The sequence below is a fragment of the Deltaproteobacteria bacterium genome (assembly GCA_019912665.1).
In the GTDB taxonomy this organism is placed as follows: Bacteria; Desulfobacterota; GWC2-55-46; order GWC2-55-46; family GWC2-55-46; genus UBA5799.
Genome location: JAIOIE010000008.1, coordinates 1 through 16,689, shown reverse-complemented (window position 1 = coordinate 16,689; position 16,689 = coordinate 1). Strand labels below are relative to the sequence as shown.

Annotated in this window: 19 protein-coding genes and 4 tRNA genes; all 23 read left to right on the top strand. The window is 56.3% G+C overall.

Annotation, left to right across the window (positions count from 1 at the left end; translation table 11 throughout):
* Positions 1–50: 50 nt before the first annotated feature.
* Complete coding sequence (locus tag K8I01_02740; GenBank protein ID MBZ0219339.1) at positions 51–320, top strand: hypothetical protein; 270 nt, start codon at positions 51–53, stop codon at positions 318–320.
* Complete coding sequence (locus K8I01_02735) at positions 313–1,227, top strand: hypothetical protein (protein MBZ0219338.1); 915 nt, start codon at positions 313–315, stop codon at positions 1,225–1,227. Before K8I01_02740 ends, K8I01_02735 begins: the two co-directional genes overlap by 8 nt.
* A gap of 13 nt (positions 1,228–1,240) precedes the next feature.
* A complete protein-coding gene (locus tag K8I01_02730; protein ID MBZ0219337.1) occupies positions 1,241–2,014 on the top strand; it encodes a discoidin domain-containing protein in 774 nt (257 codons plus the stop codon).
* An 8-nt stretch (positions 2,015–2,022) separates the two neighbouring features.
* Positions 2,023–3,837, top strand: a complete 1,815-nt coding sequence (locus K8I01_02725) for a glycoside hydrolase family 55 protein (protein MBZ0219336.1) — start codon at positions 2,023–2,025, stop codon at positions 3,835–3,837.
* A 72-nt stretch (positions 3,838–3,909) separates the two neighbouring features.
* Positions 3,910–5,628, top strand: coding sequence for a hypothetical protein (locus K8I01_02720; protein ID MBZ0219335.1), 1,719 nt, complete (start codon positions 3,910–3,912; stop codon positions 5,626–5,628).
* A gap of 8 nt (positions 5,629–5,636) precedes the next feature.
* Complete coding sequence (locus tag K8I01_02715; GenBank protein ID MBZ0219334.1) at positions 5,637–6,086, top strand: hypothetical protein; 450 nt, start codon at positions 5,637–5,639, stop codon at positions 6,084–6,086.
* A gap of 9 nt (positions 6,087–6,095) precedes the next feature.
* Positions 6,096–6,422 carry a hypothetical protein gene (locus tag K8I01_02710; protein ID MBZ0219333.1) on the top strand — a complete coding sequence of 109 codons (327 nt, stop codon included), beginning with the start codon at positions 6,096–6,098 and terminating at the stop codon, positions 6,420–6,422.
* A gap of 38 nt (positions 6,423–6,460) precedes the next feature.
* A complete protein-coding gene (locus K8I01_02705; protein ID MBZ0219332.1) occupies positions 6,461–6,661 on the top strand; it encodes a hypothetical protein in 201 nt (66 codons plus the stop codon).
* Between the two features lie 13 nt (positions 6,662–6,674).
* Positions 6,675–7,028, top strand: coding sequence for a M15 family metallopeptidase (locus K8I01_02700; protein MBZ0219331.1), 354 nt, complete (start codon positions 6,675–6,677; stop codon positions 7,026–7,028).
* 157 nt (positions 7,029–7,185) lie between these two features.
* Positions 7,186–7,401 carry a DUF2905 domain-containing protein gene (locus tag K8I01_02695; protein ID MBZ0219330.1) on the top strand — a complete coding sequence of 72 codons (216 nt, stop codon included), beginning with the start codon at positions 7,186–7,188 and terminating at the stop codon, positions 7,399–7,401.
* A gap of 100 nt (positions 7,402–7,501) precedes the next feature.
* Positions 7,502–8,455, top strand: a complete 954-nt coding sequence (gene lpxC / locus K8I01_02690) for a UDP-3-O-acyl-N-acetylglucosamine deacetylase (GenBank protein MBZ0219329.1) — start codon at positions 7,502–7,504, stop codon at positions 8,453–8,455.
* A 195-nt stretch (positions 8,456–8,650) separates the two neighbouring features.
* A complete protein-coding gene (locus K8I01_02685) occupies positions 8,651–9,646 on the top strand; it encodes a PhoH family protein (protein MBZ0219328.1) in 996 nt (331 codons plus the stop codon).
* Positions 9,646–11,358, top strand: a complete 1,713-nt coding sequence (locus tag K8I01_02680) for an HDIG domain-containing protein (protein ID MBZ0219327.1) — start codon at positions 9,646–9,648, stop codon at positions 11,356–11,358. Before K8I01_02685 ends, K8I01_02680 begins: the two co-directional genes overlap by 1 nt.
* Positions 11,324–11,689, top strand: a complete 366-nt coding sequence (ybeY, locus tag K8I01_02675; GenBank protein MBZ0219326.1) for an rRNA maturation RNase YbeY — start codon at positions 11,324–11,326, stop codon at positions 11,687–11,689. The genes K8I01_02680 and ybeY overlap by 35 nt, the downstream gene beginning before the upstream one ends.
* A 5-nt stretch (positions 11,690–11,694) precedes the next feature.
* A complete protein-coding gene (locus K8I01_02670; GenBank protein MBZ0219325.1) occupies positions 11,695–12,210 on the top strand; it encodes a YIP1 family protein in 516 nt (171 codons plus the stop codon).
* 9 nt (positions 12,211–12,219) lie between these two features.
* Positions 12,220–12,948, top strand: coding sequence for a diacylglycerol kinase (locus tag K8I01_02665; GenBank protein ID MBZ0219324.1), 729 nt, complete (start codon positions 12,220–12,222; stop codon positions 12,946–12,948).
* Positions 12,945–14,471 carry an apolipoprotein N-acyltransferase gene (lnt, locus tag K8I01_02660; GenBank protein ID MBZ0219323.1) on the top strand — a complete coding sequence of 509 codons (1,527 nt, stop codon included), beginning with the start codon at positions 12,945–12,947 and terminating at the stop codon, positions 14,469–14,471. Before K8I01_02665 ends, lnt begins: the two co-directional genes overlap by 4 nt.
* A 3-nt stretch (positions 14,472–14,474) precedes the next feature.
* A protein-coding gene (gene prfB, locus K8I01_02655; GenBank protein ID MBZ0219322.1) for a peptide chain release factor 2 occupies positions 14,475–15,588 on the top strand; the annotation gives its coding sequence in 2 pieces (ribosomal slippage) (positions 14,475–14,543 and positions 14,545–15,588; 1,113 coding nt in all).
* Between the two features lie 301 nt (positions 15,589–15,889).
* Positions 15,890–15,964: transfer RNA gene (locus tag K8I01_02650), tRNA-Thr, on the top strand.
* 253 nt (positions 15,965–16,217) lie between these two features.
* Positions 16,218–16,302 (top strand) — tRNA-Tyr (locus K8I01_02645).
* A 17-nt stretch (positions 16,303–16,319) separates the two neighbouring features.
* Positions 16,320–16,393 (top strand) — tRNA-Gly (locus K8I01_02640).
* 54 nt (positions 16,394–16,447) lie between these two features.
* Positions 16,448–16,523 (top strand) — tRNA-Thr (locus K8I01_02635).
* Between the two features lie 35 nt (positions 16,524–16,558).
* Positions 16,559–16,689 (top strand): elongation factor Tu (gene tuf / locus K8I01_02630; protein MBZ0219321.1); only part of this gene is annotated, 131 nt, incomplete at its 3' end.

The following is a 16,689-nucleotide window of genomic DNA, read 5'->3' as shown; positions in this document are numbered from 1 at the left end:
AGGCCAGGAACTGCTGTAACTTCAAGGGCCTTTCCGAAGAGGCCCGGGCAGTGGACGAGTATACGCCCGGGATTACGCGAGAGCTCAAGCAAAAGCGCTGCCAAAAAGTAATGAGCCTCGGGGACAAACGGCTGTACGAATGCCCCTTGAGCTACTTCGACGAAGAGACGCAGAAGCTGATAGGCCTTGTCTTCCGTCTCGAAGCGACAGGGCAGCATTACCTGGATGGTGGGCTTTCAGAGCAGCCCTGTTGGCTTATCGAAGCGATCGAGATATTCGAAAAAGAAAGGTCCGCGCGCGAGGGGAAAGGGAATGGCTGAGAGCGAAATGGAAATATCGGCAAAATCCGGGGAAGGCCCTTCAGGCCTTGACGGTTTAAGGAAAAGGACCAGGACCGCGGTCGAGGAGATTGCCTCGGAGCTTGAAAAGCTGAACGCGAAAGGCTTTAGAAGGTTCTCGTCATCTGCGGAAAAAGACCTGCTCGCGGTCGAGAGGGCGTTCTCCGGGCTTAAAAAGAGTATTACAGACCTCCCCCGGATAGAGCCGCTAAGCGATGGTTTCCTGGCCGGAGAGGAAGAACGGATGAAAAGGCTCAAGGACATGAGCCGGTTTCAAATGGAAGAGAGGGAGAGGCTCTTATCCGAAGAGGCCGCTCTTACGGGAGGGCACCTCAGGGAGACCGAGGAGATGGAAAGGGCGTCGTGGGCTACAAGGCTCATGTACGCCCAGACCGCGGCCTCCATGCTCTCGAATACGCTCCAGAACCTTTTCATAGCGACCGGGAGCAAGAACAGGGCCATGTTCGAGGCTATGAAGGCCTTTGCCATAGCGGAGACCGTAATACAGACCTACAGGGCGGCACAGGGCGCGTATGCCGCGCTGGCCCCTATCCCCGTGGTAGGTCCGGCACTCGGCGCGGCTGCCGCAGCTGCGGCGATCGCGGCAGGGCTGGCCAGGGTCGAGCAGATAAGAAGCACCACCCCCAAGGGCGCGACCTCTTCCATAAGCACGGGGGGCAGGGCCAACCCGCAGTATTCAGGTGGCTCCCCAGGCGCTTACCCGGTGCCAGCGAGGCTCGAGGACGAAAGGCCGACCCAGTTCATAACGATCCAGATATATAACCCGCTATCGGAGCAGAACTGGCAGAAGATAATCGAGGACAACATAATCCCTGCCATGCGGGATGCTGGCGACAGGAACATATCCCTCAGCATGAGTACCATGTAGGAGCAAAAACATAATGGCGGGCTGGGCGAAAATAAAGTTCTTCTGGAAAAACATGCTGGGCAGCGAGGGATCGACATTGAGCGCGAGCTCCACGTTTTCCGGTTTCGATGTGGCATACATATCGAACATGATGGAGACGAATATGTGGATAGCAGCCGATGCCGCGGGGCCGCATTACATAACATTCGACGCAGGCGCCGGAAATTCGGAAGAGGCCGATTACCTGGCAGTATCCGGGCATAACCTCTCGACAACCGGGGCGCGCATTTCGCTTCAGTACTCGATCGACGGCGAGGTCTATGATGATGCCCTCGCCCCTTTCACCCCTCCATCGGACAGATCGTTCGTAAGGGAATTCACAAACCCAGGGGCATACAGGTACTGGAGGCTCGTAATCGAGGACGCGACCGCGGCCCCCTGCATTGCAATTGCAGCCTGGGGAACGGGGACCGAGCTTGACTACGCGACTGCCTCGTATGACCCACATGAGGAGGAGACGAAGGCGAGCGTTAATCTCAGTCAGGGGGGATACCTCGCCGGGACGCACGCGCATTACATCGAAAGGTCGATATCACTGAGGTTCGATGACGCAGACCCGGCACTGTACGAAAAAATAGCCGAGTGGCGGTCTTTGAACGGGCTGAAGAATTTTTTTGTCATGTGGGAGCCTTCCGGTCATCCTGAGGAGGTATTCCTTATGAGGCCTGAGCCGAGGTTCTCAAACCCTCTGAAGCATGGCGGGAAGAGCAGGGACATAAGCCTGAACCTTACCGGGAGAAAGGAATAAGGAGCGGAATGGCAGACCATCGCATAATGTATAACGAGGAGATGGTGGGGGCGGAGCACCCCGCAAAGGCCGATACACTCAACAGGCTGGTTCTCATCGAGCACAGCGAGGACGGGACGCATAAGGGCACGAACGTCTATGCCGACCTCATGGCCAAAGGTCCCTGGGTTGACGTGCGGGCCTTCGGGGCCGCCGACGACGGGACGGACGACAGCGAAGCCATTCAGGATGCAGTTGATCATATGGAGAGCCTGGGCGGCGGACTCGTGCGCCTGGGAAGGAATCACGGGGTCTTAAGCTCTGTAGTCATTCCTGTGGGAGTGGACGTAGTAGGGCACGGCAGAGGCACAACCATTTCCATACTCGCCGGGGCTTCTCTTAATGGCGGGTTCGTTTTCCTCGTAAACAGCACCGATGCCTCGGGGTGGACTACAAGCTACCCCAATGTGCCGTCAAACCGCCTCGGTAATTTCAAGATAAAGAACGATAACCATGCCACCGTGACTGGCAGGGGCATATTCGTCGCTTCAAGCGCGGAGATATTCGATATTCGCACCGATAACCTCCATCAATCCATAAAGACAACCTCTCAATATCTCGATCTCCTGACCATCAGGCGCATCTTTTGCGCTTACGCAAGGGGGACTGATTATCAGATTCAGATTGCGAACCTGGGGGACGGGCTCGACATATCGCAAGTCGTTTTCATCGATTCATCGGGAACGCAGCCGGAAGCATACGGGATATACGTGACCGGGTGCAACGGCGGGCAGATACGGAACATCATCGGTGGATATCACAAGATTCAGGACAGCGTGGGTATCGTCTGCTCTGGCTGGCACGACGAGGCAGAGGATATGGAGCAGCTGGTCATTGAGAATAGTTCCGTCGTCCTCGATGGAATGTACCTCTGGGCAGGGAGCGCGCCGAGGATTAAGCTCCTTGCTACCTCAGACCACCAGCATATGATTTCCATGCGGGGCGTGAACTTCGTCGTCAACCATGATGACATGCCGGGGTCTTATGACCAGTACGACTTGCAGACTCACCCGAATTATCTGGTTACGGTCGAGAACTGCGGGAAGCTGGCGACCAAGAAAGGACAGATAGCTCTTGCGGACGTAGGAGGTATGCTCGTCAAGGACAGTGCCGGCTCCGCCATATCGGCGTGGAACAGTTACTCCCACCTTCTTAGTAAGAGAGGGGTCATTGGGTATCGAGAGACCCCTGAGCTTGACCACGCTCTCGATTGCGGGAGCGGCAGTATTTACGCAATAAGCACGCTTCAGGCCAACTCCACAATTACATGGGGTGAGGCGACCGGGACATATTACTACCGGCTTCAGCTCCTATATGACCCGGTCCGGATGGTAGGCATGAACGATTCAAGCGGCGAATTGAACCTTGCGCTTACCACGGACGGGAGCGGCGCGTTGATGGTGGTTACTTTCGGAGGCCGGAAACGGAACGCCGTCTTGAGGGTCTACAGGGGGACCTCTGCGGGAAGTTACGATAAATACGCTGATATCCCGCTCCTGGCCATAGAGCGGCTTTATGATGACGGTTTTTATGTCAACGGCTATCCCTGGCAGCCTCGCACGGCAGGCGGAGTTGATGCTCTGTTTGCGGACCCGGTCTCGATGAAGTGGGCCGGGCCGCTGCTTGAAATGAGAGGGCTTGCCTCTAACCCGATTACCGGGACTTGGAAAACCTCGGATATCATCTACGCCGCCGCGCCATCAGGGGGCGGAAAGGTCGGGAGGATATGCATTAGCGCAGGTACACCAGGGACATGGAAGACCTGGGGAGCTATCGATCTATAAATTTCTGAAGTTGCAATTGCTGAAGAACGCAGCTCAGGGCCGGATGCTGAAATATCCGGCAGAGGAGACCGGATGGCGATCAGCCTGACCAAGAGATTCATGCGCGAGCTCGAGAGGGGAGTCAATTCGCCCAATGTAGTCGTGGAGCTCGAACTTGACGGCGGCACAGTGCGCTTCGGGTACCATGGGAGGAACGGGCTCCCGATAGTCCGGTTCATGGCTGAAGGGGAACACGCTGCCGACGGGAGCGCGTTCGCGGCCGGAAGCGACGAGCTCCCGGGTGTCGTCCCGGCGCTCAAGTCTGTCTCGTCACTTCAGAACAGGCTCGACCCCAAGGCCGGGTACTCGACAAGAGGTCAGCTCACCGCCGTCATATCCGGAAGGGAGAACTTCACGCCCATCGTTTCGGGTAAGTATCTCAAGAACAGGCGCGCGGTCCGGAAAGACGGGTTCCTGGCCCCCGGGTTCAGTTATCCCGACTACGCCGCGACGTTTTCGGGAAAGATTATAGACTGGTCCAGAAAGGGCGACGAGCTTACTATAGTCATCGCCGACGACCTGAAAGACGCGTCAACGAAGATACCCGTCGAGAGCGAGTCGAGGACCGAAGTAATCGATTACACGGGGATGAACCCGGTCGACATAATGACCGATATCCTGATAAACCGGATTAAGATAGACCCTTCCTTCATAGACCTCGACGGCTTCGTGCGGGAACGGGATATGTGGCTTGCCGGATGGCGTTTCGAAAGGGTGCTCACGGAAACCAAAGATGCTAACCAGTACCTGAACGAGCTGCAGTCCGAGACCAACTCATTCATCGTCCATGACGGCGAGAAGGTCTCATTCAAGGTCTTCGCCCCGCCCGCGCCATGGGAGGAGGTCGAGGAGTGGACGGAAAAGACGATACTCGAAAGCTCTTTCACCCTGAAGAGCGGCTCGCGCGACGGCTTCTATAACCGAATCGTGGTTTATTTCGACTACGACGAGTCAGGCGGGGACAGGGAGGAGAACTTCGAGTCTGCGATAATCGCGGTGGACGCGGCATCGCAGGATCGGTCCGAGTGGAATGAGGCAAGCACCAGGGTGATAAAGAGCAGGTGGATGCGCTCGCTCGCCTTCATGCAGCCAGAAGGGATAAGCGGGGTAAGGGTCTACCATGTATCGAAGGGCAACGGGTCAGGAGAGGGGACCCTTGTTTACGACAGCACGGCAATGACCCTGGCCTGGAGGGCGCCGGGAGGGCTTCCAGGTGAGCCGGTCAGGCTATCGCAGGATGGCAAGTACCAGATCTTCGATACTGACAGGAACAGGTACATAAGGGTAATTGTAGTCATCTCGGAACTCCCGTATTCCTACGCGAGCGGCCCGGTCTTTATAAGCGGCGGAAAAGGGGATGCTCATGCGGCGGCACTCGCCCAGAAGCTCCTCAACAGGTTCCGCGATCCGGTTGCCGCTGCAAGCTTTGAGATAGACATGAACAGCATCGCGTTCATGGACCGGTTCATAAAGCCCTCCGATTTGAAGGACTGCACCACTAACGAAGCCTGCGGTATGGGCATGGACGGCTGGGTTAGGAACCGGCTCATGCTTACGAGCGTAAGGCCCGATTTTTCGACGCACAAGGTCTCTATCGAGGCCGTAGAGACTAAGATGCACAGGAGATACGCCTTCATAGCCGCGTCCGGCCAGGCCGATTACGGGGAAGCCTCGGAAAAAGAAAAGGCATACGGTTTTGTGAGCGGGGCAGGCAACTTAACGGGCGGCGAGGACGGATATTATATCTGGTAGGAGGTCTTATGGCAGACCCGACGTACAATTGGAACGAGATAACCGAGGCGCAGACCGACGCTGACAGTCCCATTGACACGGCCCTTATGGAGGGGATAAGGCGGAATCTTGTGCATCTCAAGGAGTGGCTGGGTGAAAGCTTCACCCCGGCAAGGGACCACGACCATGACGGAATAAACAGCAAGAGCGTTCTGCTCGCCGATTCGGTCGTGACTGTTGCCAAGCTCAATCTCATGCGAGGCAGCTTTTCAGCCGCGAGCGGCGGTGATTTCTATGTAACTATCAGCAGGTATTCCCATGTCCCGAGCCTTACCAAGCTCGGCTCGGTGTACAATGTGCAGCTCTTTCTCCAGACGGATATTCATTCCACTGTTTCGGATATCAACGAGGTGCTCGTCCGTGCGCCGTACGGTAACGGCGAGACCTTTTTCGTATTCTGGGACTATCACGCAAGCTAAGGAGGCGATATGTATTCAGAGGTGCTCCACGACGATTCAGGCAATATCAAGGCATGCTACTGCGCAGACACCCTGCCTGTCGAGGCAAACGCCCCTATGTTCAGGTTTTCGGGGATACCCGACGGGCTTACCCACGCGAGGCTCAATATAGACACGCTTACGGCAATGGAGATAGAGGCCGGGTGCGGGACAAGGGCCGAACTTGACGGGAGCGGCAACCCCGTGCTTGTTACCGTGGACAGGACCAGGTACATAATGGAGAACTTCGTCGTGGACCTCGAAACGGAACTCGCCCATGAAGGCCTGGTCCTCCGGGGCATAAAGAGGAAAGAGTAGACATGATGGATGCTCAAGGAAGGAAGGCGGCGGAGGAGATGGCGGAATTGATAGCAGAGAAGCTCTCGTCGAATTTCGGGGCCTGCGCCTTCACGCCTTCGGAGCAGGAAGCGGTAAAGGACCTTCTCAGGACCAAGAAGAACGCGGTAAGTGCCTTCCTCTGGATATGCGGGGCGGTCATGCTCTGGATAATCAAGGACGTATACGTTTACCTCGCGGGGCATCTCACGCTAAAGTAGGAGACAATACCCGATGGAGCTTTCAGAGAAGCAGAGGCGGTTTACGGCCAGTGTGGCAGAGCTTATAAGGTCCGCTTACTCGAACGGGTTTGAGCTCACCTTTGGAGAGGCATACAGGACAGAAGAGCAGCAGAAGCTCTATCTTAAGTCCGGAAAGAGCAGGACCATGGCTTCGCCCCACAGGGAAAGGCTCGCGGTGGACCTTAACCTATTTATCGGGGGCAAATACGTCGCGGACGGGGAGGCCTACAGGCCGCTCGGCGAAAAATGGGAGTCGCTCGGGGGGAGATGGGGCGGCAGGTTCGGTGTGAGGCCAGAGGATTACGGGACAAAGGTCGGCTGGGATGCAAACCATTTCGAGTATTAAAGCCCGCAGTTTATTTTCCTTTCTGTTGACAGGCAATAGGCGCGAACCTATACTTAGGTTATGGGCCCAGGGCTAAAGGGCATGGAATACGGGGCAGAATCTACCGGCTGGAATTACCATAGTTCAAGGGGATCCGCCCATTCAGTTAAGGCCGTTTATGCCAGGAGTCGGTAAGACCTTAATCATAATAGGTATAATTATAGTGGTCATCGGGCTTTTCGTTTCTCTGGGCCCGAGGATACCGTATCTTGGGAAGCTGCCTGGAGACATCTATGTAAAAAGGGATAATTTTGTCTTTTACTTTCCGCTTGCCACGTCCATTATAGTGAGCATTGTCCTGACCCTCTTGCTCTATCTCTTCTTCAGGCGATAGTTGTTGTAAAAAAGAGAAAAGTAATCCATTTTTTGGTATTAAAACTACACTGTCGCCATCGGTTCACTATAAAAATACCCGAAAACAAAAGGTTTCTTTTATGGCATACTTATTGCTACATACAGCGATAATGATGATGCAGCAGACTTTGAAAAACATAATAGAGTTCAGGGGAGTCGGGCTCCATACAGGCTGGGAAGTGAATGCCAGGATCATCCCTTCCTGCGGAGATTCCGGCATAACCTTTTTCAGGCGCGACCTACCTGGCGCACCTGCCATAAGGGCAGTCTCCTCAAACGTAATCTCCACGTCATACGCGACCACGCTAGGGTCGCGGGGCGCGACCGTCTCCACCATAGAGCACCTTATGGCGGCTTTTTATGGCATGGGCGTTGATAACGCGATAGTCGAGCTCGACGGTCCGGAGGTGCCTATTCTCGACGGAAGCGCTACCGGTTTCGTTGGAATGATAGAGTCCGCCGGGCTTGTCACGCTTTCGTCCCCGAGGCGGTACATGGTCGTCAAGAAGCCAATAAAAGTGGTAGAGGACGATAAATATATCTTCCTCCTCCCTTCCGACGGGTCCGGGCTCTCGATAAATTACTCGATAGATTTCGCGCACCCGTTCCTTGCAAAGCAGTCGTTTTCAAGGCCTTTCTCTAAGGACGTCTTCAGGAAAGAGCTCGGAAGCGCGCGCACCTTCGGCTTCCTCAAGGATGTGGAGACGATGAGGGCCAACGGCCTTGCAAAGGGCGGCTCGCTGGACAACGCCATAGTCATAAGCGATACCGAGATACTGAACGAAGGCGGCCTAAGGTACCCCGACGAGTTCGTAAGGCACAAGGTCCTCGACCTCATGGGCGATATAGCACTTGTTGGAGCTCCCCTCATAGGCAACATAGTAGCCTACAGGTCGGGCCACGCGCTGAACCATAAGCTCGCCCAGGAGATATGGAGGAAGCCCGGGAAATGGGAGTTCATGGACTCTCATTCATGGGACGACGGCATACACGCCCCTGCTCCCGTGCTCATGGAGAAGATGGCGAGCGTTTAGCGCTCCAGAATAGATACAGAAAAGCCCCTTGCGGGGCTTTTTTTTTGCCTTCATGGACCGGGGCCGTAATAAAAGGCTTTGATTGCAAAAATGCATGAATTATGTTAATATTTTTAAGATTAATGAGAAGATGGGAGTAATCCCGTATCGACCCCTCTACGGAGGGGTTTTGAATTAAGTACAAACGAGACTGAATTGGAAAAGAACGGCACCGTAAAAAAACAGTTCGCATTTGAGGATAATAGCCTTGCCGTGCGTCTTTTCGGCGAGGGTGGGGAGAGCCTCAGGCGATTCGAGAAGAAGCTAGGGGTCGAGATCAACAGCAGGGGCTCGCTCGTCACCATAAGCGGGACCCCCGAGAAGGCGGAGCTCGCGGAAAGGCTCCTTAAAGAGCTCTATGACCTTCTGGCAAAGGGCTATCCGCTTTACCAGCACGACCTGGACTACGCCTTGAGGATGGTCCTTGGCGACAGGGACGTGAAGCTGGCCGACGTCTTCATGGATACCGTCTACGTCTCGTACCGGAAGAAGTCGATAGCTCCCAAAAGCGTTGCCCAGAAAAGGTACATAGACGCGATCAGGGAGAACGACATCGTATTCGGCATAGGGCCTGCCGGCACAGGTAAGACCTATCTCGCGATGGCCATGGCTGTCGCGGCCCTTACGAGCAAGGAAGTGGACAGGATAATACTTACGAGGCCGGCAGTGGAAGCGGGCGAGAAGCTCGGGTTCCTGCCCGGCGACCTCGCGGCCAAGGTCGACCCGTACCTAAGGCCGCTCTATGACGCGCTCCATGACATGATGGATTACGAGAGGGCGCAGAAGCTCCTTGAAAGGGGCACGATAGAGGTCGCGCCGCTCGCCTTCATGAGGGGCAGGACTCTGAACGACTCCTTCATAATACTCGACGAGGCCCAGAATACCACCATTGAGCAGATGAAGATGTTCCTTACGAGGCTTGGCTTCGGCTCCAAGGCCGTGATAACCGGCGACATCACCCAGATAGACCTGCCCCTTGCAAAGCCCTCGGGGCTCGTGGAGGTGCAGAAGATACTCGAGGGCGTGGAGAGGATAGAGTTCATAACCTTCTCAGAGACCGACGTTGTAAGGCACCCCATTGTGCAGAAGATCGTAAAGGCGTTCGAGAGGATGGAGCAGAAGAGAAAAGCAGCGGCAGCGGAGGGCGCCTGATGCAGTCCAGGCAGGAACCGGTCTCTTCGAAAAAGAACCCACGCCAGTTTGGAGACGCGGCCAAGGTAATAGGGCTTATGCTGGTCCTGAGCCTCCTGGCTACGGTGCTCTTTTTCCCGAACCTCACCTTCAGGGGCTATGAATATGCCGCTGGCGAAGTCGCCCGTACGGATATTAAATCGCCGGTCGAGGCTCAAGCCGATGGATTGGTGGTGAGGAAAGGAGAGACGGTCGTCCGGGAAGGGCAGGTCCTGACCGAAGACGATCTCATTAAGCTCCTCATTATCGAGAAATCCGTTCGGAAGGAAAGGTCCGGGCTTCCGGCCATCGGGTTTTTCGTATTGACGGCGGTCCTATTCGGCGTAAGCTACTACTTCTCAAAGAGGAACATAAGGAAGTTCTCCTCCTCGGCGAAAGACATCCTCCTCCAGGCGACGGTCCTTTCCGGCGTTCTCGTTATCATAAACCTCTCCGATACCGCCGCCCTGGTCATGACCGACCTCCTCCCCGGTTCAGCTTCGGCCTACAGGTACGTGGTCCCGGTCGCAATAGGCCCGATGCTCGTGAGGCTTCTCCTCAATTCTGAGACCGCCTACGTCTTCGCTGCCGTAAGCTCGATAATCGTCGGGTTCTTTATGGGAGGGGTTGAAATGGCAGCCTTCGCCTTTGCAGGCGGAGTGGCCGGGGCCGCTGGCGTAAGGCACTGCACGCACAGGTCTATAGTCATTAAGGCCGGTTTCGTGCTGGGCATAGTGAATGCCGCCGTCCTCCTCTGCATCTCGGCCTTGAAGGGCGGAGCGTTCGGCGGGCCGGTGCAGCTCATATTCACCGGGCTCCTTAACGGCCTCCTGGCCTCTGTTCTGGCCATCGGCATTGCACCGCTCCTTGAAGCGGTCTTCCAGTACACGACGAACATAAGGCTCCTTGAGCTCTCCAGGATGGAGCACCCGCTCCTTAAGGAACTCGCCATGAAGGCCCCTGGCACGTATCACCACTCACTTATGATCGGCACCCTGGCCGAGGCCGCCGCAGAATCCATAAACGCCAACCCGCTCCTTGCCCGCGTCGCCGCCTATTACCACGATATCGGGAAGCTCAGGATGCCGCAGTACTTTATAGAGAACACCTCGGGCGAGAGCAGGCACGACAAGCTCAGCCCCTCCATGAGCGCCCTTATACTTTCAAGCCATGTGAAGGAAGGGGCGGACCTTGCCGGTAAATACAGGCTCGGCGCCGAGATAACCGACATCATAAGCCAGCACCACGGTAGCGCCGTGATAACGTATTTCTACCAGAAGGCAAAGTCCATGGAAGGGGACTCGGAGGTCAAGGAGGGCGACTTCCGCTATCCGGGGCCCAAGCCGCAGACCAAGGAGGCGGGCATCATAATGCTGGCCGACGCTATAGAGGCTGCGAGCAAGACCCTGCCCGACCCGAGCCCGGACAGGATACAGTGGCTTACCCAGAAGATCGTCAACAGGATATTCTCCGACGGGCAGCTTGATGAATGCGAGCTCACGCTCAAGGACCTGAACGCCATAACGAAGAGCTTCAACAGGGTCTTTGCCGGGATGTACCACCAGAGGATCGAGTACCCGGAGCCGGTTGACATACTTAAGGAGAAAGGGATTGAAGGTCCTGGTTCAGGGAAAAAAGGGGCGGACGACGGCAAAAAAGATGGCAGAGACCGCCTTAGAAGGCTTGGGGTATAAGGACCGAGAGCTTTCGGTCCTTTTGACGGATGACGCAGGGATACGGGAGCTTAACCTGAGGTTCAGAGGGAAGGACAAGCCCACCGACGTCCTGAGCTTCCCGATGGAAGACCCCTCGCTTCTTGGCGATATCGCGATATCAATGGAGCGGGCCTGGGCGCAGGCCGCCGAATTCGGGGTAAGCGAGGACGAGGAGCTTGCAAGGCTCCTTGTCCATGGTATATTGCACCTTGCAGGCCACGACCATGTAAAAGGCGGCAGGCAGGCGAGAAAGATGAAGGAGAACGAGGAGATGCTCATGCGGCTCCTCAGGGAAAAGGGGCTTTATTGAGGGGAATGAAAGTCTGGGGGGATTTCAGGAAGTACCTGCCAAAAGCTATAGATATAGTAAAGCTGAGGAAGGAAGCGGCCAGGGAGGCCGGTTCGGACGAGGCGGCTCTAATCCCAGGGATAATGGTCCTGGCCATAGGGGGCCTGGCGGTCGCTATAGGGGCTCTAGCGCAGGGGGGCGCAAGCTCGCTGGTCGAGGGGGTGTTTTTCCTCATCCTAGCGCCGGTGCTCAATGTACTCGTATTCTCGCTCTTCATCTCCGTCTTCCACGCCATTGCGAGGCTTTTCGGAGGCAAAGCAAATTTCCAGTCCTACTACAGGGCCGCCGCCCTGGCTTCGATCGTAAGCTGGTCTCAGGCCATACCGGTCGTCGGCTCCTTCATCGGCATATGGGGCATACCTGTGAACGTAATCGTGCTGGAGGGCGTGCACGGTCTGAGGCGCCTCGAGGCCGCCGCGGTCGTCTCCCTCATGATGGCGGCCGCCATGGGACTCCTTTATTTTGCCGGCCTCTTGGGCTAAAATAATCCAATGGACAAAAAAGAGGTGACAAGGCCGAAGAACTGGTTCGAGAGCCTGAACTACGCCATCGAGGGCGTTATCTACGCCTTCAAGACCCAGAGGCACATAAGGTACCATTACCTCATCGCCGCCGCCGCGCTCTTTATAAGCCTTTTCCTCGAGCTCCCCATGACCGAGTTCGTGCTCTTCACCATGGCGGTCCTCTTCCTCCTTTTCGCGGAGATGGTCAACACCGCCCTGGAGGAGATAGTGAACCTGGTCGAGGAGAAGCACCACATGACGGCCAAGAACGCCAAGGACGTTGCGGCCGGGGCGGTGCTTATAGCCTCGGTCGGGGTAGCGGTCATGGTCTACACTATCTTCTCAAAGTATCTTCACGAGCCAATCGGCGTGGCTATCCGTGAGGCGCGGGCCTTCTCCGTGCACATAGCAGTAATATCGCTCCTCCTTGTCCTCATATCCGTAGTGTGCCTGAAGGCGCTCACGAGGAGGGGGAGGCCGCTCCACGGCGGGATGCCGAGCGGGCACGCGGCGGTCGCGTTCTCTATTTTCACCAGCATAACCGTGCTTACGCTCGACCCTACGGTGGCGATACTAGCCTTTGCGCTCGCCTTGATGGTGAGCCATTCGAGGCTCCTTGGCGGCATACACTCCAAGCTCGAGATATTCCTGGGAGGCCTTCTGGGGTTTGGCCTGACGCTCCTCGTCTTCAGGATATTCTTCATGACGCTCCAATGAAAAAGCTAATCCTTGCAGCGGTTTCGGGCATAACACTTGTGCTCGCGTTTCCGCCCTTCGGGCTGTGGGGCCTTGCGTGGTTCGCGCTCATCCCGCTCTTGTTAGCGCTCGAAGGAGAGGGGCGGCTAAGGGGCTTTTCGCTCGGGTTCGCATCCGGTTTCGTATTCCACCTCGGCTCCGTGTACTGGGTCGTCCACTCGATGAACAACTTCGGAGGCGTGCCGATATCGGCAAGCATCGGGGTCATGCTCCTTTTAGTAATATACCTGAGCCTTTTCTGGGGCGCCTTCGGCTGGGTCTTCTCGCTCGCGTCCAGGCTCGATAATATCGCAAAGCTCCTCATCCTCCCTTCCGCCTGGGTAGCGCTCGAATTCCTGAGGGGGCACCTCTTTACCGGTTTCCCCTGGGTGCTTGTGGGATATACGCAGGCCGGGTATCTGCCATTCATACAGGTGGCTGATACTACCGGGGTCTGGGGGGTCTCGTTCGCGGTGGTCGCGGTGAACGCGGCCCTGGCTTCCGTTGCCGGGCATCTCCTCCGTAAAGAGGAGGGTATGCCGCCTATGCTTCCGGCTGCCATTGCGGCAGCGCTCGTCCTTTCTATTGCCTCTTATGGCTTTATCCGCATGAAGGCGGTCGACGAGGAAGTGCGTAGGTGGAGCGGCATCAAGGTCGGGATTGCGCAGGGCGCTATAGACCAGTCAGTCAAATGGGACGGCAGGTACCAGGAGAGCACGATAGACATTTACAGGGGACTTACCTCGCTCGCCTCGGACCAATTGGCGCGCCTTGTGATATGGCCGGAGACCGCCATCCCCTTTTACTATGAGCCGGACCAGATAAGGAGCGGGCCCGTTGGGGAGCTTGCGAGGAATACAGGGTCGTACATATTGACCGGAAGCCCCTCTTACACTTATAATCCGGTCTCGAATTCGGTAAGGTACTTTAACAGCGCCTTTCTGCTTAACTCAACGGGCGAAACCGTCGGGAGATACGACAAGTCGCATCTGGTGCCATTCGGCGAATATGTTCCGCTCAGGGGCATACTCCCGCTAAAAAAACTCACGGCAGGAGTCGGTGATTTTACCGAGGGGCCGGGCCCTGTTCCGATACCCTTCGAGGGGGGCGGCATAGGCGTGCTCGTCTGCTTCGAGTCCATATTCCCCGAAATAGCCAGGGGACAGGTAAAGGCCGGGGCGACCGTGCTGGCCAACCTGACCAATGACGCGTGGTTCGGGCATACGTCGGCCCCGTACCAACACTTCCAGATGTCGGTCTTGAGGGCCGTGGAGAACAGGTCGTTCCTCGTCCGCTCGGCCAACACCGGAATAAGCGGGTTTATAGACCCTAACGGCAGGGTGAGGGAGGCAACGGGCCTTTTCGAGAGGACCGTCCTTGTTGACGAAGTGCGGATGCGCTCGGGTGAACCGACCTTCTATACCGCTTATGGCGACCTTTTCGCGTGGGGCTGCACGATAATTGCCGGTGTCTTTACCGGGACAAGAATAAGAAGGAGGAAGTGAAGAATGTTCGAAGAGCTTAAGGAAGACCTGCATGGAGTGCGGGAGAGGTATAACGAGCTAAGGAGTTATCTTTGACCAGGCTTCCAGGGCTGATGAACTGAAGGAACTTGAGGCCAGGCTTTCGGACCCTGCCGTGTGGGCCGACCCCGAAGAGGCGCAGAAGCTCACAAAGAGAAAGGCCCAGCTCACCTCAGGGCTTGACGCCATAGGGAAGATAGGCACTTTGGTGGAAGAGGCCGAGGTCCTTCTCGAGCTTGCGGACGAGGCGCATGATGAGTCCGTGGCCAGGGAATCCGGGGAGAAGCTGAAGGAAGCGAGCGAGGCCATAAGGAAGGCCGAGGTCCGGAGGATGCTCGCCGGCGAGCACGACCGCTCGAATGCCATCATCTCCATACATCCCGGCGCGGGTGGCACAGAGGCGCAGGATTGGGCGGCCATCCTCTTCCGTATGTACCTCCGGTGGGCCGAGTTCAGGGGCTACGCTACCGAGGTGCTCGATTACCAGCCCGGCGATGAGGCAGGGATAAAGAGCGTCACATTCACCGTCTCCGGCGAGTACGCTTACGGGTACGCGAAGGCAGAGGGCGGCGTGCACAGGCTCGTGAGGATATCCCCGTTCGACGCAAACAAGAGGAGGCACACGTCTTTCGCCTCGGTTTTCGTGTACCCGGAGATCGAGGAGGACGTCGAGGTCGAGGTGAACGAGGCGGACTTGAAGGTCGACACCTTCCGCGCAAGCGGCGCGGGCGGACAGCACGTGAATAAGACCGACTCCGCCGTGAGGATAACCCACATCCCGACCGGGATAGTCGTCCAGTGCCAGAACGAGAGGAGCCAGCATAAGAACAGGGCCGTCGCCATGAAGCTACTCCGCTCCAGGCTCTATGAGCTTAAGCAGAAGGAGCAGGAGGAGAAGATGCAGGAATTTACGAAGGAAAAGCGCGAGATCGCCTGGGGAAGCCAGATAAGGTCGTATGTAATGCAGCCTTACAGGCTCATAAAGGACCACAGGACCGGCTTTGAGACAGGGAACATAGACCCGGTAATAGACGGCGCGCTTGACCCGTTCATAGAGGCGTACCTTCAGGCCTTTGCCGGCAAGGGTTTAAAAAAGTAGTGTTTTCGAGCTGTTGCAGGGATCGGCTGCCATGCCCGGTATCCTTGCGGCGGCCCGGCCTTTATGGCAATGGAAAATAGTGGCGCATTTGCGGCCGGTTCGTGATATACTGTAATATTGCGTGACCCCCTCACGCCGAGACAGTAGCGTTTCTGATAGGCCTGTGTTTTTTCTCTTTGCCCGCCAGAAAAAAGCCCTTGACAAGGCAGAGGTTGTGTTTTATATATTAAAATTCTGTTTTCGCCGTCAGGAGAGGCGTGGTACGCCTTTTTTCCGGTTTTGTGCTTTCTCCAGTTTTTACGCTGGCGTAGCTCAACGGTAGAGCAGCTGATTTGTAATCAGCAGGTTGCGGGTTCGAATCCCATCGCCAGCTCCAGTTGAGATTCGGCGGTCTTTGCCGGCTTCACAATGTCCGGAGGATTCAAGTGGCTGACCTTCTCGCCTGGTCCCATTATCCCGGAATTGCAACCGACCATTGAACTGAAGCGAACCCGGTTTATTGGGGCGCGGCCCTGCCGGTGTCAAGCGATAGGATTGGATGCCGACGCGCGCTGAGCTGCGGCGGAGCTTGAAACCCGTCTTCCTGGATGTAGCGGAGCCGGTATAGGAAGTTTCATACAGCTTGGCATGGAGAGGTTCCCGAGCGGCCAAAGGGGGCAGACTGTAAATCTGCTGGCTCAGCCTTCGGAGGTTCGAATCCTCCCCTCTCCACCATTATATCAGGATTTCGCGCGGGTGTAGTTCAATGGTAGAACTCCAGCCTTCCAAGCTGGATGCGTGGGTTCGATTCCCATCACCCGCTCCATATTAAATATAACGGCGCTTACGCCGGAGCGCAACCGGAACCGGAAAACAATACGCCCATGTAGCTCAGTTGGTAGAGCACTTCCTTGGTAAGGAAGAGGTCAGCGGTTCAATCCCGCTCATGGGCTCCAAATGACATCAAAATATATTCTGCCTGGAGGAAAAAATGAGCAAGGCTAAATTCGAGAGAGGCAAGGCGCACCTTAACGTAGGCACGATAGGCCACGTTGACCACGGGAAGACCTCGCTTACCGCGGCGATAACCAAGGTCCTTAGCTCGAAGGGGTACGCGGAGTT

Excerpts from the sequence above, each read along its gene's own strand:
- K8I01_02695 (MBZ0219330.1), top strand. The coding sequence starts at position 7,186 with ATGCCAGGAGTCGGTAAGACCTTAATCATAATAGGTATAATTATAGTG.
- ybeY (MBZ0219326.1), top strand. The coding sequence starts at position 11,324 with ATGGCAGAGACCGCCTTAGAAGGCTTGGGGTATAAGGACCGAGAGCTT.
- K8I01_02670 (MBZ0219325.1), top strand. The coding sequence starts at position 11,695 with ATGAAAGTCTGGGGGGATTTCAGGAAGTACCTGCCAAAAGCTATAGAT.
- lnt (MBZ0219323.1), top strand. The coding sequence starts at position 12,945 with ATGAAAAAGCTAATCCTTGCAGCGGTTTCGGGCATAACACTTGTGCTC.
- lpxC (MBZ0219329.1), top strand. The coding sequence starts at position 7,502 with ATGGCATACTTATTGCTACATACAGCGATAATGATGATGCAGCAGACT.
- K8I01_02730 (MBZ0219337.1), top strand. The coding sequence starts at position 1,241 with ATGGCGGGCTGGGCGAAAATAAAGTTCTTCTGGAAAAACATGCTGGGC.
- K8I01_02705 (MBZ0219332.1), top strand. The coding sequence starts at position 6,461 with ATGGCGGAATTGATAGCAGAGAAGCTCTCGTCGAATTTCGGGGCCTGC.
- K8I01_02735 (MBZ0219338.1), top strand. The coding sequence starts at position 313 with ATGGCTGAGAGCGAAATGGAAATATCGGCAAAATCCGGGGAAGGCCCT.
- K8I01_02700 (MBZ0219331.1), top strand. The coding sequence starts at position 6,675 with ATGGAGCTTTCAGAGAAGCAGAGGCGGTTTACGGCCAGTGTGGCAGAG.
- K8I01_02725 (MBZ0219336.1), top strand. The coding sequence starts at position 2,023 with ATGGCAGACCATCGCATAATGTATAACGAGGAGATGGTGGGGGCGGAG.
- K8I01_02720 (MBZ0219335.1), top strand. The coding sequence starts at position 3,910 with ATGGCGATCAGCCTGACCAAGAGATTCATGCGCGAGCTCGAGAGGGGA.
- K8I01_02665 (MBZ0219324.1), top strand. The coding sequence starts at position 12,220 with ATGGACAAAAAAGAGGTGACAAGGCCGAAGAACTGGTTCGAGAGCCTG.
- K8I01_02715 (MBZ0219334.1), top strand. The coding sequence starts at position 5,637 with ATGGCAGACCCGACGTACAATTGGAACGAGATAACCGAGGCGCAGACC.
- K8I01_02710 (MBZ0219333.1), top strand. The coding sequence starts at position 6,096 with ATGTATTCAGAGGTGCTCCACGACGATTCAGGCAATATCAAGGCATGC.
- K8I01_02680 (MBZ0219327.1), top strand. The coding sequence starts at position 9,646 with ATGCAGTCCAGGCAGGAACCGGTCTCTTCGAAAAAGAACCCACGCCAG.